This is a genomic window from Microbacterium tumbae, from assembly GCF_054780175.1.
Window position 1 is genome coordinate 22,860 of the sequence record NZ_BAAGWV010000004.1, and the last position, 15,113, is coordinate 37,972.

The 15,113-nt window shown below is 71.1% G+C and carries 14 protein-coding genes; 3 read left to right on the forward strand and 11 right to left on the reverse strand.

The window, feature by feature from the left end; all coding sequences use genetic code 11:
* The 3 genes from ACYVGQ_RS15120 to ACYVGQ_RS15130 are packed head-to-tail and all read right to left on the reverse strand — an operon-like array spanning position 1 to position 2,113.
* Positions 1-606, reverse strand: coding sequence for a GNAT family N-acetyltransferase (locus tag ACYVGQ_RS15120; protein WP_460785497.1), 606 nt, complete (start codon positions 604-606; stop codon positions 1-3).
* A 17-nt stretch (positions 607-623) separates the two neighbouring features.
* Entirely contained in the window at positions 624-1,325 is a 702-nt protein-coding gene (locus ACYVGQ_RS15125) for a uracil-DNA glycosylase (protein ID WP_460785498.1), read from the reverse strand.
* Positions 1,326-1,330: 5 nt separating this feature from the next.
* Positions 1,331-2,113, reverse strand: a complete 783-nt coding sequence (locus ACYVGQ_RS15130; protein WP_460785499.1) for an SDR family oxidoreductase — start codon at positions 2,111-2,113, stop codon at positions 1,331-1,333.
* A 161-nt stretch (positions 2,114-2,274) separates the two neighbouring features.
* Here ACYVGQ_RS15130 and ACYVGQ_RS15135 point away from each other — a divergent pair, with 161 nt between their 5' ends.
* Both ACYVGQ_RS15135 and metX read left to right on the forward strand, forming a co-directional pair.
* On the forward strand, positions 2,275-3,597 hold the full coding sequence (locus ACYVGQ_RS15135; RefSeq protein WP_460785500.1) for a bifunctional o-acetylhomoserine/o-acetylserine sulfhydrylase: 1,323 nt from the start codon (positions 2,275-2,277) through the stop codon (positions 3,595-3,597).
* Positions 3,598-3,684: 87 nt separating this feature from the next.
* Positions 3,685-4,893 carry a homoserine O-acetyltransferase MetX gene (metX, locus tag ACYVGQ_RS15140; RefSeq protein ID WP_460785501.1) on the forward strand — a complete coding sequence of 403 codons (1,209 nt, stop codon included), beginning with the start codon at positions 3,685-3,687 and terminating at the stop codon, positions 4,891-4,893.
* A 29-nt stretch (positions 4,894-4,922) separates the two neighbouring features.
* Here metX and ACYVGQ_RS15145 read toward each other — a convergent pair whose 3' ends face one another.
* From ACYVGQ_RS15145 to ACYVGQ_RS15160, 4 genes are read right to left on the reverse strand one after another with little or no spacing between them, the layout of a single operon-like run.
* Positions 4,923-6,104 carry an MFS transporter gene (locus tag ACYVGQ_RS15145; RefSeq protein ID WP_460785984.1) on the reverse strand — a complete coding sequence of 394 codons (1,182 nt, stop codon included), beginning with the start codon at positions 6,102-6,104 and terminating at the stop codon, positions 4,923-4,925.
* 48 nt (positions 6,105-6,152) lie between these two features.
* On the reverse strand, positions 6,153-6,467 hold the full coding sequence (locus tag ACYVGQ_RS15150; RefSeq protein ID WP_460785502.1) for a thiamine-binding protein: 315 nt from the start codon (positions 6,465-6,467) through the stop codon (positions 6,153-6,155).
* Positions 6,468-6,470: 3 nt separating this feature from the next.
* Positions 6,471-7,676 carry a hypothetical protein gene (locus ACYVGQ_RS15155; protein WP_460785503.1) on the reverse strand — a complete coding sequence of 402 codons (1,206 nt, stop codon included), beginning with the start codon at positions 7,674-7,676 and terminating at the stop codon, positions 6,471-6,473.
* The gene (locus ACYVGQ_RS15160) at positions 7,673-8,503 is read right to left on the reverse strand and encodes an ADP-dependent NAD(P)H-hydrate dehydratase (protein WP_460785504.1); all 831 of its coding nucleotides are present in this window, start codon (positions 8,501-8,503) and stop codon (positions 7,673-7,675) included. Before ACYVGQ_RS15160 ends, ACYVGQ_RS15155 begins: the two co-directional genes overlap by 4 nt.
* Before the next feature lie 56 nt (positions 8,504-8,559).
* On the opposite strand from ACYVGQ_RS15160, the gene ACYVGQ_RS15165 reads away from it, so the two are divergent.
* Positions 8,560-9,627: an NADH:flavin oxidoreductase/NADH oxidase gene (locus ACYVGQ_RS15165; protein WP_460785505.1), complete on the forward strand. Its 1,068-nt coding sequence runs from the start codon at positions 8,560-8,562 to the stop codon at positions 9,625-9,627.
* A 75-nt stretch (positions 9,628-9,702) separates the two neighbouring features.
* Here the strand turns inward: ACYVGQ_RS15165 and ACYVGQ_RS15170 are convergent, their stop codons facing one another.
* From ACYVGQ_RS15170 to guaB1, 4 genes are all read right to left on the reverse strand, one after another.
* Positions 9,703-10,767: a hemolysin family protein gene (locus ACYVGQ_RS15170; RefSeq protein ID WP_460785506.1), complete on the reverse strand. Its 1,065-nt coding sequence runs from the start codon at positions 10,765-10,767 to the stop codon at positions 9,703-9,705.
* Complete coding sequence (locus ACYVGQ_RS15175) at positions 10,764-12,083, reverse strand: hemolysin family protein (protein ID WP_460785507.1); 1,320 nt, start codon at positions 12,081-12,083, stop codon at positions 10,764-10,766. Before ACYVGQ_RS15175 ends, ACYVGQ_RS15170 begins: the two co-directional genes overlap by 4 nt.
* A gap of 378 nt (positions 12,084-12,461) precedes the next feature.
* Positions 12,462-13,430, reverse strand: a complete 969-nt coding sequence (locus ACYVGQ_RS15180; protein ID WP_460785508.1) for a hypothetical protein — start codon at positions 13,428-13,430, stop codon at positions 12,462-12,464.
* 204 nt (positions 13,431-13,634) lie between these two features.
* Positions 13,635-15,089 carry a GMP reductase gene (gene guaB1, locus ACYVGQ_RS15185; protein WP_460785509.1) on the reverse strand — a complete coding sequence of 485 codons (1,455 nt, stop codon included), beginning with the start codon at positions 15,087-15,089 and terminating at the stop codon, positions 13,635-13,637.
* Positions 15,090-15,113 lie beyond the last annotated feature (24 nt).

The window sequence follows — 15,113 nt, forward strand, 5'->3', positions numbered from 1 at the left end:
TCAGCGCCCGAACAGCCGCCGCCTGCCGACCGGCTTCAGCGCTCGCTTCATGTACACGGTGCCGAGCTCGCGGCCGAACTTGTGCCCGACGCGCCCCATCCGGCCCGCCTCGACGAAGCCGAGCTTCGCATGCAGGCGGATCGAGGCCTCCGCCTTGCTGTCGCTGATCACCGCGACCATCTCCCGGATGCCGCGGTGCTCGCACGCGTCGATGAGCGCCTGGAGCAGCACGGCGCCGAGGCCCTTGCCGCCCGCGCCGGGTCCGAGGTAGATCGAGTCCTCGACGGTGTACTTGTACGCGTTCTTGCCCGCCCAGGGCTGCGCGAGCGCATAGCCGAGGACGACCCCGGCCGGTGAGACGGCGACGAGGAAGGGCAGATCGAGCCGGGTGAGCAGCGCGAACTTCTCGCGCCAGTACGGGATGCTGCTGCGGCGCTCGTCCAGGGTGACCACCGAGTTGCTCACGAAGTGGTTGTAGATCTCCCTGACGTGCGGGAGATCGCTCGCGCGCGCCGGGCGGATCGCATAGGAGAACACCTCCGGGGGAACCACGGGGCGCAGGTGATGCGGGAGCACGCGGCGGCGGTCGCCCGGTTCGAACTGCATGCGCTCAGACTAGCTCTTCACGCCTCTCCGGCGACCCGCCAGTCCACCGGATCCGCGCCCTGCTGCTCGAGGAGGGCGTTGGCGCGCGAGAACGGCCGGGATCCGAAGAAGCCGCGGCTCGCGGACAGCGGCGAGGGGTGCGCGGAGGCGATCACCGGCGTTCCGCCGAGCATCGGCCGCAGGTTCGCGGCATCCCTGCCCCACAGGATCGCGACGAGGGGACGATCGCGGGCCACGAGCGTGCGGATCGCGAGCTCCGTGACCTGCTCCCACCCCCAGCCCCGATGGGATGCCGGAGCGCCGGGCCGGACCGTGAGCACACGGTTCAGCAGCAGCACGCCCTGGTCGCTCCAGGCCGTGAGATCGCCGTGCGACGCCGGAGGGATGCCGAGGTCGCTCTCGCGCTCCTTGTAGATGTTCGCCAGGCTCCGCGGCAGGGGACGCACCTCCCTGTCGACGGCGAAGGAGAGCCCGATCGGGTGGCCGGGTGTCGGATAGGGGTCCTGACCGGTGATGAGGACGCGCACGTCGTCGAGCGGACGCTGGAAGGCCCGCAGGACGTCGGCGCCGGCGGGCAGGTACCCGCGTCCTGCGGCCTGCTCGGCGCGCAGGCGATCGCCGAGGGCGGCGATGACGTCGGCGACGGGAGCGAGCGCGGACGCCCATCCGGCGTCGACCATCCCCTCCTCGGCCAGCTGCGAGAGCGATCGCGCCGCCATCGGGATCAGTCCTCGCCGCGGACCCGCAGCGGACCGCGGGCCAGCAGGTGCTGCGCCGACTGGGCGACGGGACGCATCGTCACGAGGTCCAGGTTGACGTGCCCCGGGGCGTTCAGGGCGTAGGCGATCACGTCGGCGACGTCCTCGGCGAGCAGCGGCTCCTCGACGCCGGCGTACACGGCGTCGGCGGCCAGCTGATCCCCGCCGAGACGGTTCAGCGTGAACTCCTCGGTGTGCACCATGCCCGGCGCGACCTCCACGACGCGGATCGGCTCGCCGTTGAGCTCCTGACGGAGCACTCGGACCAGCATCCCCTCCGCGGCCTTGGCCGCGTTGTATCCGGCGCCACCCGGATACGCGACCTGCGCGGCGGTCGACGTGACGAACACGGTGTCCGCGTGGCCGTCCGCCTCGGCGGCCAGACGCAGCAGCGGCAGGATGCCGGCGACCAGCCGCTGGGTGCTGAGCACGTTGACGTCGTACATCCACTGCCAGTCGTCGGCCCGGCCGTTCTCCACGGAGTCTGTTCCGCGCGCACCTCCGGCGATCTGCACGAGCGCGTGCACCGGGCCAGACGCTCCGAGCTCTGCGATGAGGGCGGCGACCGCGTCCGCGTCGGTCAGATCGCACGCGATCGCCTCGGCCCCGGTCTCGGCGGCCAGCGCGGAGAGACGGTCCTGCCTCCGCGCCACGCCGACCACGTCCCATCCGGATGCGCGGAGGGCGCGCACCGTCGCCGCACCGATCCCCGAGCTCGCACCCGTCACCACTGCACGTCTGTTCACCATGCCCTCCACCGTACGACCTCGGCGCGTCTTCCGCCCGCACCGGACAGGGGCCGCGTGTGTTACGTAACATTTCCCCCCTGTTGTTGACAACAAGGGCTCCTGCGTACTCTCGGATCCGGCGGCGACCGCCGCACCCGCTTCGACTGTTCCAGGGAGAACCGATGCCCGCACCAGAGACTTGGCGCTTCGAGACCAAGCAGATCCACTCGGGCGCCGCACCCGACCCGGTCACGAAGGCTCGCGCGACGCCGATCTACCAGACCACCTCGTATGTCTTCGACAGCGCCGACCACGCCGCGAACCTGTTCGCCCTGGCCGAGTTCGGCAACATCTACACCCGCATCCAGAACCCGACCCAGGATGTCCTCGAGCAGCGGCTCGCGGCCCTCGAAGGGGGCACCGGCGCCCTCGTCCTCTCCAGCGGTCAGGCGGCGTCCACGTTCGCGATCCTGAACATCGCGCAGGCCGGCGACCACTTCGTCGCCTCCAGCTCGATCTACGGCGGAACCTACAACCTCTTCAAGTACACCCTCGCCAAGCTCGGCATCGAGGTCACCTTCGTCGAGAACCAGGACGACCCCGAGGAGTGGCGCCGCGCCGTCCGGCCGAACACGAAGCTGTTCTTCGCGGAGACGATCGGCAACCCGCAGATCAACGTCCTCGACATCCGGACGGTCGCAGGCATCGCGCACGAGAACGGCGTCCCGCTCATCGTCGACAACACGATCGCGACGCCGTACCTGATCCGCCCCTTCGAGCACGGCGCCGACATCGTCGTGCACTCGATCACGAAGTTCCTCGGCGGCCACGGCACCACCATCGGCGGCGCCGTGATCGACGGCGGCGCCTTCGAGTGGTCCAAGAACGTGGAGAAGTTCCCCGGCCTGACCCTGCCGGACCCGTCCTACCACGGCGCGAGCTACACCACCGCGGTCGGCGACCCGCTCGCGTACATCATCAAGGCCCGCGTACAGCTGCTGCGCGACCTCGGCTCCGCGATCGCGCCGCAGAGCGCCTGGAACCTCATCCAGGGCGTCGAGACGCTGTCGCTGCGCATCGAGCGCCACGTGCAGAACGCGCAGGAGATCGCCGAGTGGCTCGACAGCCGCGACGACGTCGCGAGCGTCAACTACTCGGGGCTGCCGTCCTCGCCGTGGTATGCCAAGGCCAACGAGTACGCCCCCAAGGGCGTCGGCGCGGTCCTGTCGTTCGAGCTCAAGGGCGGCGTGGAGGCCGGCCGAGAGTTCGTCAACAGCCTGTCGCTGTTCAGCCACCTCGCCAACATCGGCGACGTGCGCTCGCTCGTCATCCACCCGGCGTCCACGACCCACGCGCAGCTGACGCCGGAGCAGCAGCTCACCGCGGGCGTCACGCCGGGCCTCGTGCGCCTGTCGGTCGGCCTCGAGAACGTCGACGACCTCAAGGCGGACCTCGAGCAGGCCCTCGCGGCCGCGCGTCGCGTGTCCGACGCCGCGCGCGCCTGAGCCGACCGGCCTCCTCGCCTGCTTGTCCGTGCGTCCGGGCTCCGTAACGTTCGGGCCGCGCACGGATAAGCAGGCGAGAATGGAGACATGGACTGGCAGTCGACCTCAGAGGACACCGTGCCGTCGCGGCGCGTGACCGAGGCGCAGGCCAGCATGATGCGCGCACGGCCTCCCGTCACCGGGGCCTGGCGCGACGGGGATCCCGTCGGCGATCGACGCTTCGCCGCCTTCGGCGCCTTCCGCACGGAGAGCGGCGAGGAGCTTCCCGCCATCCGGATCGCCTACGAGACCTGGGGCGAGCTGAACGCCGCACGGGACAACGCGATCCTCATCACCCACGCTCTCACGGGCGACAGCCACGTCCGCGGGGATTCAGGCCCAGGTCATCCCACCGCGGGCTGGTGGGGCGATGTCGTCGGCCCTGGCGAGGCGCTCGACACCGAGCGCTGGTTCGTGGTCGCCCCGAACATCCTGGGCGGCTGCCAGGGCTCGACGGGCCCGGCCAGCGTCGCCCCGGACGGCTACGAATGGGCGTCCCGCTTCCCGTACCTCACCATCCGGGACCAGGTCGCGGCGCAGGCGCGCCTGGCGGACGCCCTCGGCATCGACCGCTGGGCCGGCGTCGTCGGCGGCTCCATGGGCGGCATGCACGCCCTGGAATGGGCCGTGTCGCACCCGGAGCGCGTCGAACGGCTCGCGATCCTCGCCTCTCCTCCCGCCAGCACGGCCGATCAGATCGCCTCGAACATGCTGCAGCTCGAGACGATCCGCATGGATCCGCGCTTCGAGGGCGGCGAGTACTACGACTCCGCTGTCGGCGAGGGACCGCATCGCGGACTCGCCCTCGCCCGCCGCATGGCGATGCTGAACTACCGCTCCCCGATCGAGCTGAACAGCCGCTTCCAGCGCTCCTGGCAGTCCGACCTGTCGCCCCTCGGCCGCGGCGGACGCTTCGCGGTGGAGAGCTATCTCGACTTCCACGGCAACAAGTTCACGCGCCGTTTCGACGCCAACAGCTACATCACTCTCGTCGAGGCGATGAACTCGCACGACATCGGCCGTGATCGCGGCGGCATCGAGGACGCGCTGAAGCGCGTGACCGCGACCACGCTCGTGCTCGGGATCGACAGCGACCGGCTCTTCCCCCTCGAGAGCCAGCATCGCATCGCGCGCAGCATCCCGAACACGCTGGACGGCGACGACGCCGTCGTGATCGCGAGCGACTTCGGACACGACGGCTTCCTCATCGAGACCGATGCCGTCGGAGCGCATCTGCGCCGCCTCCTCGTGGCCTGATCCGCCCCGCGGCGACGGACCGAGCCGTCTCAGGCGGCGACGACGAGCCTGCCGCGCTGCACGCGGTAGCCCAGCAGCGTGATCCCGAGGCCGATCACCGCGAGCGCCGCTCCGACCCAGGCCGGGGCGGTGTAGCCCCATCCGATGGTGATGACGGCTCCGCCGAGGAAGGCGCCGAGGCTGTTGCCGATGTTCAGGGCGGAATGGTTCATGGCGGCGGCGATCGAGGGATTGTCGCCGGCGACGTCCATCAGCCGTGTCTGGATCGCCGGGCTCAGCATGGCCGACACCGCGCCGACGCCGAGGGCGAGGATCGCGGTGAGGACGATCTGGAACGACAGCAGCGCGAGCAGGACGAGGATGCCGGCGAGGGCGACCATGCCCCACACCAGGGTGCGACGCAGGTCGCGGTCGGCGAGGTACCCGCCCAGGAGGTTGCCCGCCGTCATGCCGACGCCGACGAGGACGAGCACGATCGGCACCGCCCACTCCGGGGATCCGGCCACCTCGGTCACGAGCGGAGAGATATAGCTGTAGACCGCGAAGAAGCCCCCGAAGCCGATCGCGCCGATCCCGAGCGTCAGCCAGATCTGCCCGAGCCGGAAGACGCCGAACTCGCGGAGCATGCTCCGGCCGGGATCGCCAGGATGCTCCGGTACGAAGAACGCGATGCACACGGTCGCCAGGGCGAACACCACGGCCACCACTCCGAAGGCGGTGCGCCAGCCGAAGCTCTGCCCGAGGAACGTGCCCAGCGGCACTCCGACGACGTTCGCGATGGTGAGCCCGGCGAGGATGAACGCCGCGCCCTGCGCGCGCTTGCCCGGCCCGAGGACGTCGGCGGCGACCAGCGCCCCGATCCCGAAGTAGGCGCCGTGCGGGAGCCCGGCCAGCAGGCGGGACGCGCCGACGAGCTCGAACGTCGGCATCACGAGCGTGAGCGCGTTGAACACGGTCAGCGCGACGGCGAGGCCGATCATGACCCTGTGCCGGGGGAAGCGCGCGACGAAGCCGGCGATCGTGGGCGCGCCGACGACGACGCCGAGCGCGTACAGCGAGATGAGGATGCCGGCCTGGCCGATGGCCTCCTCCTGTGAGGAGGCCCAGACGCCGGGCAGCAGATCCCGTGCGATGCCGGGGAGCAGGCCCATGGCGACGAACTCGGTCATGCCGATGCCGAAGGAGCCGATGGCGAGGGAGAGGAGCGCCATCGTCGCCGCACCCCTCGATTCGGTCGAGGAGTGGTTCACCCGTCGAGTCTACGCGGGATCGGCGTCGTCGATCGCCGCCTCGAGCCGCTCGATCTTCGCGTCGAGCTCGCCGGAGTAGCCGGGCCGGATGTCCGCCTTCAGCACGAGCGACACCCGCGATCCGAACGGCAGGACGGCACCCGTCGCCCGCTTCACGACGTCCATGACCTCGTCCCACTCCCCCTCGAGCTCCGTGAACATGCTGGTCGTGCGGTGCGGGAGCCCGGAGGAGCGGGCGATCCGGACGGCTGCGGCGACGGCGTCGTGGACGGATCCGTCGGCGTTGCCGGTGCCGCTGGGGGCGACGGAGAAGGCGATGAGCATGGGTTACCTCCGAGAGGGGACGAGGGCGAGCCGGCGGATGCCGACGCCCAGCAGGACGATGAGGAGCAGATTGCGCGCCGTGATCAGCAGCACCGGCACGAGCTCGGCGCGCAGCAGCGCGTCGTAGGTGAGCGGGTAGATGAGACAGGTGAGCCCGCACAGCACCAGGACGAGGGATGCCGGAACGCCCGCGCGGGCGCGGTCCAGGACGAACCAGAGGACCACCGGGGCGATCAGCCAGGTCTGGAACTGCGGCGAGCCGACCTTGTTCGCCACGATCAGCGCGACGACGAGAGTCAGCGCGAAGGGCGGGAACAGCCGGGGGAAGCTCGCTCCGCCTGCGGCCCGAATCGCTCCGAGCACGGTGACGGCCAGCACTGCGAGCGCCATGAGCGGCGTCAGGATCGTCGAGACCAGGTCGCTGCCGGCGCCGCCCACCTGGAAGGTGAGGATCTCGAAGCTGTAGTCGACGGACGCCGCGCCCGCTCGGGCCAGCCAGAGATAGGGGGTCGCCGCGACCGCCTCGACCTGCAGGCCCCGGCCGGTCTGCTCGGCGAGGAAGCCGAACAGGTGGTCCGAGCCGAGGGCGAAGAGGACCACGACGATGCCCGCCGTGACGACGACGGCCGTGATCAGCAGGCGTATGCGGTCGCGGGCGGCGACCACCGCGGCCAGCACGAGCGCGCCGGGCCAGATCTTGATCCAGGCGCCGATCGTGAGCAGCGCCGCGCCCGCGGCGGGACGGCGCAGCAGCCAGAGCCCTCCGATGACGACGAGAGGGACCGTGACGGCGTCGATGCGGTACAGCGCGATCGGCCCGAGCAGCAGCAGCGCCGCCGTCCAGAACCAGGCCGCCGCGCGCCGCGGCCCTGCGGGACGTCGCCCGATGAGCACGGCGAACGCGACGGCATCCAGAACGGCGACGAGCAGCACCCAGGCGATGAGATAGGCGCCCGAGATCCCCAGCCAGGCGGTGAACGGCATCGACAGCGCCTTGGCCGCCAGCATGGGCAGAAGAGCCACCTGGGGGTAGACCCAGGGCTCCGTGATGCCGACGATCGCGCCGCCGCCGAGCGCGGATGCCGCCCACGGCTCGTACACCAGCACGACGTCGCCCATCGGCTGACTCGGATACACCCAGCCGAGCCACGCCACGAGCAGATGGACCGCCGCGAAGGCCGCCCACAGCGGCAGGACGCGGCGGCTCACGCGAGCAGGTCCGCGATCGCGCGGGGCAGCGCCTCCGCGACGTCGAGAGCGACGATCGGATGCCCCGCTCGCCCGTCGACGGCGTCGGCGGCCAGCCGTGCGGCATAGCCGTGCAGCCACGCACCGGACGCGGCGACCTCGGCGATCGGCGCCCCGGGATTGGCGGCGAGCAGCGCGCCGAGCACACCAGCGAGCACATCCCCCGCACCCGCCGTGGCCAGCCAGCCCGTCGCCGCCTCGACCGCGAGCACCGTGCCGTCCGAGGAGGCGATCAGCGTGCGCGCGCCCTTGAGCAGGACCGTGCGGCCGAGCGTCCTGGACGTCTGCACGGCGTCGGCGACGCGGTCGCCGCTGCCCTCGGGCACGAGACGCAGGCGTCCGCGCAGGCGGGCGAGCTCTCCGGCGTGCGGAGTGACGAGCACGGGCGCCACCGCGCCGGGCGCCAGATCCAGCGCTCCCGCGTCCACCACCACGGGGACGCCGCCGCCGAGGATCTCGCGCAGCGCGTCCTCCTCCGCAGGGGCGCGATGCTCGGCGTCCGTCCCCGATCCGATGACCCAGGCATCCGCCCTCGTGCGGCCGAGGTCGTCCGCGGCGACCGTCTCGGGACGGCGAGCGACGACCGCATCCGCCGCGCCGCCGAGATAGCGGACGTAGCCCGCCCCGGATCGCCATGCCGCCTCGACGGACAGCACGGCGGCTCCCGGGTACTCGGCGGATCCGGTGCGCACGGCGACGACGCCGCGGGAGTACTTGTCATCCTCCGCTCCGGGCACCCGGAGATGCCGGCGGACGTCCTCCCGCTGCCACTGGCGCACCTCGACCATGACTCCACGCTACCCGGAGCGGCCCCGCCTCGTCCGAACGCCGCTACGGTCGAAGGGTGAGTCTCCTGTTCTCCCCGCTGCGGCTGCGATCCGCCACCTTCCCGAACCGTCTCTGGGTCTCGCCCATGTGCATGTACTCCGCCGTGGACGGCGTGGTGCAGGACTGGCATCGCACTCACCTCACCCAGTTCGCCGACGGAGGCGCCGGCCTCATCGTGACCGAGGCGACGGCGGTCGTCCCCGAGGGGCGCATCACGCCGCGCTGCGCTGGCATCTGGAGCGATGAGCAGCGCGATGCCTGGACGCCGGTGGTCCGCTCGATCCATGATCGTGGAGCGCTCGCCGGCATCCAGCTCGCCCACGCCGGGCGCAAGGCCTCGACCTGGTGGCCGTGGGCCGACCAGCGCGGTTCGGTTGCGGCATCCGAAGGGGGCTGGGTGACATCGGGGCCCTCCGCGATCGCCTTCGACGGCTTCGAGACTCCAGAGGCCCTGGACGCCGCCGGCATCGAGCGGGTCGTCGACGGCTTCGCCTCCGCGGCGCGCAGGGCCCTGGACGCCGGCTTCGACGTGCTCGAGCTGCACGGTGCGCACGGCTATCTGCTGCACCAGTTCCTCTCGCCGCTGTCGAACCGGCGCGAGGACGAGTACGGGGGCTCGCTCGAGAATCGCGCCAGGCTCCTGATGGACGTGCTGGACGCCGTCCGCGACGTCGCCGGCGAGGGCGTGCCCCTGTTCGTGCGGATCTCGGCGACGGATCATGCCGAGGGCGGGTTCGCTCCGGAGGAGGCCGCGATCGTCGGCGAGTGGGCCCGCGAGCACGGAGCGGATCTCGTGGACGTCTCCAGCGGTGGGCTCGTCGCCCACCAGCGCATCGATCTCTTCCCGGGCTACCAGGTGCCGCTCGCCGGCGCCGTGCGTCGCGGCGGCCGGATCCCGACCACCGCCGTCGGCCTCATCACGGCGGCGGAGCAGGCGGAGCGCGTGCTCGCGGATGGCGAGGCTGACGCCATCTTCGCCGGCCGCGAGTGGCTGCGCGACCCGCACTTCGCCCTCCGTGCGGCGCACGAGCTCGGCGTCACGGTGCCCTGGCCCCCGCAGTACGAGCGCGCCGCGTGGCGGTGACCGCCCGAGACTGCGACACCACGCCGAGACCGCGTCGATACGACGCGGTCTCGGCGTGGTGTTGTCGACTCGCGGTCACTCGCCGCGTGCGATGACTCTTCTGGTCGCGTCCTGGACCTCGCCGACGAGCTCCTCGAGGATGTCCTCCAGGAACAGCACCGCCGTCGTCTTCCCCTGCGCATCGCGCACCTTGGCGAGGTGACGACCGGCTCGGCGCATCACGGCGAGCGCGTCCTCCAGGTCGGTGTCCTCCTGCACCGGCACCATGTGATGGATGCGCTTGGACGGGATGGGCACCGCCGTCTTCGCGGCGTCCTCCCCCTCGCTCGCCCGCAGGATGTCCTTGAGGTGCACGTATCCGACCGGCACCTGCTCGTCGTCGACGATCACATACCGGGAGAAGCCGTAGCGTGCGACCGCGCGCTCGATGTCCTCCGGCGTCGTGGACTGCGGCAGCGTGACGAGATCCGCGAGCGGGACCGCCACGTCCCGCGCCTTCTTGTCGGTGAACTCGACGGCGGCGGCGACAGTGCCGGAGGCATCCATCAGCAGGCCCTCCCGTCGCGACTGGTCCACGATCGTGGCGACCTCGTCGATCGTGAAGGTCGAGGCGGCCTCGTTCTTGGGCTCCACGCGGAACAGCCTCAGCACGGCGTTCGCCGAGGCGTTGAGAAGCCAGATCACCGGGTGGAAGACCTTCGAGATCCACACCAGCGGGGTCGCGAGGATCAGCACGGCGCGGTCAGGGACGGAGAACGCCAGGTTCTTCGGCACCATCTCGCCGAACACGACGTGCAGGAAGGAGACCAGCACGAGCGCGATCACGAACGCGACCACGTCGACGAGACCGTCGGACCAGCCCAGCGCATGCAGCGGCACGGCGAGCAGGTGATGGATGGCGGGCTCGGACACGTTCAGGATCAGCAGCGAGCAGATCGTGATGCCCAGCTGCGACGTCGCGAGCATGAGCGTGGCGTGCTCCATCGCGTACAGTGCGGTCTTGGCCGCGCGGGAGCCCTGCTCCGCGCGCGGCTCGATCTGCGAGCGCCGCGCGGAGATGACCGCGAACTCGGCGCCGACGAAGAAGGCGTTCGCCGCGAGCAGCACGAGGAGCCAGGTGAGGCCTGCCCAGTCGTTCATCGTGACGCCTCCTCTGTCGCGACGTCCACCGGCGTCGGCGTGTACCGCAGGCGATCGACGCGGCGACCGTCCATCCTGATCACCTGGAGCACCCCGCTGTCGAGGGTGACCTCGTCACCGGGCGCAGGGACGCGTTCGAGCACGCTCATGACATAGCCGGCGACCGTGTCGTAGACCTCGCCCTCCGGGACGTGCACGCCCGTGCGGCTCTGCAGCTCGTCCGGGCGCAGCTCACCGGGGAAGGTGATCGAGTCTCTCCCGCGCACGATGCCGGCGCGCGAGCGGTCGTGCTCGTCGGACACCTCGCCGACGATCTCCTCGACGAGATCCTCCAGGGTCACGAGCCCCGCCGTCCCGCCGTACTCGTCGACGACGACGGCGAGCTGATAGCCCTTGGCGCGGATCTCGGCGATGAGCCCGTCGAGGTGCACGGTCTCCGGAACGCGCAGCGGCTCGGTGGCGAGCGCGCCGACGGGGACCTCGGCGCGGCGTTCGCGCGGGACGGACACGGCGGCCTTGAGGTGCACGACGCCCGTGATGTCGTCGAGGTCGTCGTCGTAGACGGGGAAGCGGCTGTGCCCGGTGCGGCGGGCGAGCTGGATCACGTCGTCCGCGGAGTCGCCGGCGGCGAGCGCGTGCATGCTCGGCCTCGCCGTCATGACGTCGGCGGCGGTGAGGCGAGCGAAGGTGAGGGTGCGGTCGAGAAGCGTCGCGGTGTCGGCTTCCAGGACGCCCGCCATCGCGGAGCGGCGCACCAGCGAGGAGAGCTCCTCCGCGCTCCTCGCGCCGGAGAGCTCCTCCTTCGGCTCGATGCCGATGCCGTGCAGCACGGCGTTCGCGCTGCCGTTGAGCAGGCGGACGACGGGTTTGAACACGGTCGTGAAGGCCACCTGGAAGGGGATGACGAGCTTCGCGGTCGCCACTGGGAGCGCCAGGGCGAAGTTCTTCGGCACGAGTTCGCCGAGGATCATCGAGAGAACGGTGGCGACGAGCATGGCCACGACAGTGGCGATCGGCGAGACGGCCGCCTCGGGGATCCCCCACCCGATCAGCACGGGGCCGAGCAGATTCGATATCGCCGGCTCCATCGTGTACCCGGTGAGCAGGGTCGTGAGCGTGATGCCCAGCTGCGCCGACGACAGGTGCGTCGACGTGTGCTTGAGGGCGCCGATGGTCATGACGAGCCGTGATTCGCCGCGCGCCTGGCGGGCCTCGAGCTCGGCGCGGTCGAGGTTGACGAGCGCGAACTCGCTCGCGACGAACAGACCGGTGCCCACAGTCAGCAGGAGCCCCACGCCCAGCAGGACGTAATCCATCAGCTTCTCCTCCCCTCGGAGAGGCGGAGCGGGCAGTGGGGCGAGGTTCTGCAACTGGGAGGGTCGTCCATGGTGGATCGATTCTACAGATCCCCCGCTGTGCTGTCGCTGCTTCCCCCGTCCTCCCTCCTCTTCCCGCCCTTCCTCTTCCCTCCCTCCTCATTCCCTCCCTCCTCTTCCTCTTCCGCCGCCAGCGCTCCGCCGCCACCGCCTCGCGCTGCCGATCTCGGTCTCGCGCTGTCGAATGCGGTCCGCGCTGCGGAGATCGCCGCAGCGCGGACCAGAACGGACAGCGTCACACAGGAATGAGCAGCGCGACACAGGAATGAGCAGCGCGACACAGGGACGAGCAGCGGGACGCAGGGACGAGCACCGCCGTCACAGGGCACGACGAGGCCGCGGGAACCGGGACGGAAGCCCGTCCGCGGTCAGGATGTCATAGAGCAGCGCAGGATGCCGGTGGGCCCCGGTGCGCCAGCGGGAGAGCGCGGAGACCTGTCTGCGCAGCGCATCCGCCCGGTCCTTCTCCTCCAGCAGCGCCTGCTGCGGCGTCCGTCCCTTCAGGATGTCGGGATCGAAGTACTTGCCCGTCCCATCGAACTCGCCGGCATGGTCGAAGTCCTCGAAGAAGAAGTCGGGCCGCGCCCGCCGCCCGCTCGGCAGGACGAACTCCTTCTGGAGGACGGGCGCGGGGAAGCCGAGACGGGCGATCAGGACACGCGCCTCGGACTCCCGCACAGAGTCGGAGAGAGGGGTGCCGAAGCCCAGCACGCGCAGGATGCGTCCGAGTCCGCGTCGCGATCCGGACTCTGACGCCCGGCGGAGCTCATCCGGCGTCGCCAGAGCACCGCCGGGACGCCTCCGCCAAAGCGTCTGGTCGACGGCGACCACACCGCCGACGAAGTCGGATGCGCCGACGAGGTCGATCGCCGTCTGAGCGGGCGAGGTCACCAGGTGGCCGCGCCACTCGACGAGTTCGACGCCCTCGAAGCCCAGCGCCCTTCTTCGCACGGCTCCCGAGGAGCGTCCGCCGGTCGCTCGGGAGATGCGCACCTCGACCAGATCCGGCCATGCCCCGATCCTGTCGAGGCCATGGATCGCCGCCGCCGCGCTGTGGGTGAGGACGATCGGAGAACGGGCGCGATCCGCGACCTCGAGCACACGGGTCAGATGGCGTTCCATCGGCGGAAGGGCGGACCAGTCCGCCGAGACCACGTAGCTGCCCGCGACGATCCGCCTGATCGCTCCTGCTCGCACCGCCGCCCTCAGACGGCGATCGGTCACTCGCTCATCGAGCTCTTCCCGACGACGGTGGACGACGATCGGATGCTCGGTTCTCGGTGCCATGCGCCGTACTCTGGCATGTCAGCCTGTTCCGATCCGAGCATCCACAACCCGTCCGTCGATCATCCGGATGTGCAGGACGAGTGACGCCTTCCTCCGACACTGCTCCATCCTGACCTGCGCGGTCGTTCCCCGCTCGCGCGGCAGCGATTTCCGCAGCGCGAGCAAAGAAGAGCAGCGCGACCCGGAGAAGAGCAGCGCGAACCGCTACCAGCTCACCGGAAGGGCCTTGCCCTCCTCATAGCCGGCGGCGGACTGCAGGCCGACGACGGCGCGCTCGTGGAACTCCGCGACCGACGAGGCACCGGCATAGGTGAACGAGCTGCGCACGCCGGAGGTGATCATGTCGAGCAGGTCCTCCACGCCGGGACGCAGCGGGTCGAGGTAGATCCGCGACGAGGAGATGCCCTCGGCGAACAGCTCCTTGCGCGCCCGCTCATAGGCGTCCAGCCGCCCGAACCGCGCCTGCACGGCCTTCGTCGACGCCATGCCCCAGGACTCCTTGAAGATCCGCCCCTCGGCATCGGACTGCAGCCGCCCTGGCGCCTCGATGGTGCCGGCGAACCAGGACCCGATCATCACGGAGGCGGCGCCGGCGGCGAGCGCGAGGGCGACGTCGCGCGGATAGCGCACTCCCCCGTCCGCCCAGACGTGCGCGCCGGCCGCGCGAGCGGCCTCGGCCGTCTCGAGCACGGCGGAGAACTGCGGACGCCCGACGGCGGTCATCATGCGCGTCGTGCACATCGCGCCGGGCCCCACTCCCACCTTGAGGATCGACGCTCCGGCGTCGACGAGGTCGTTCACCCCGTCCGCGGTGACGATGTTGCCCGCCACGATCGGGATGCCGAGGTTCAGCGCGGACACGGCGGCGAGCGCGGAGAGCATCCCCTCCTGGTGCCCGTGGGCGGTGTCCACGACGAGGACGTCGACCCCGGCGGCGGCGAGCGCCCTCGCCTTCTCCGCGATATCGCCGTTGATGCCGACGGCGGCCGCGACGGCGAGTCTGCCGTGCGCGTCGACGGCCGGCCGGTAGAGCGTGGACCGCAGCGCGCTGCGCGCGCTGAGCGTGCCCACCAGGTGGCCGTGGTCGAGGATGCTGACCGTCTCGACGCCGGCGTCCGTGATCACGTCGAAGGCGTGCCTGGCCGAAGCGATGTCCTCGGCGTCCAGGGACGGCGTCCCCGCGTGCACGAGGTCCCCGAGCCTGGCGTCCTCGAGCGCGGTCGCCAGACGGGTCGCCGGGAGGATGCCGTGGATCGCCGACGCCTCGATGCGCCCCGCGCCCTCGGCCACCACGATCCCATGCCCCTCGGTCGGAGGCAGCAGCCGCAGCGCATCGGCGACCGAGGCGGAGGGCGGGAGCACCAGCGGCGTGTCCCAGGCCACCGGCTGGGCCTTCACCTCGCGGATCGCTGCGTCCAGATCCTGCAGCGGCATGTCCTGAGGGAGCACGCCGAGACCGCCGCGCCTGGCCAGCACGGCCGCGAGCCGGGGACCGGTGACCGAGTTCATGTTGGAGGCGACCAGCGGAAGCGTCGCCGGAGTCCCGTCGCCGGGTGCGAGGTCCACCTGCAGGCGGCTGGTGACGGCCGATCGGCGAGGGACGAGGAACACGTCCGAGTAGGTCAGATCGACTGTGGGTCCCGCACCGAGAAACTGCATGGCTCCACGCTACCGATCTCTCGC